This is a genomic window from Mesorhizobium sp. M7A.F.Ca.MR.148.00.0.0, from assembly GCF_003997735.1.
GTDB lineage: Bacteria > Pseudomonadota > Alphaproteobacteria > Rhizobiales > Rhizobiaceae > Mesorhizobium.
The window spans coordinates 1-232 of record NZ_RZTB01000724.1 but is presented as its reverse complement, the minus strand read 5'-3'; the positions used below and the strand labels follow the sequence as shown (position 1 = coordinate 232).

Here is a 232-nt window from a genome sequence, read left to right as displayed (position 1 = left end):
GAAGCGATCGGGCACGCGCTGGCCGCCGGCGACCAGGCACGCGCGGCCGTGTTCGTCGAAAACAACGCGCTCGACCTCATTGCCCAGTGCCAGCTCCTCTACGTGCGTCAGCTCCTGGCACTGCTGCCGAGAAAGCTGATCGACCAGCGCATTCGTCTGCAGCTCGTCGTGCTGTGGCTGGCGGTTCACAGCAGCCAACCCGAGATTGCCAAGCAGACGCTAAGCAATGCGC

At 64.7% G+C, this 232-nt stretch carries 1 protein-coding gene; it reads left to right on the top strand.

All coding sequences use genetic code 11. From position 1 onward, the window contains the following. Positions 1 to 232: hypothetical protein (locus tag EOB49_RS35995; RefSeq protein ID WP_164782033.1), on the top strand; the 232-nt coding region annotated here is incomplete at both ends.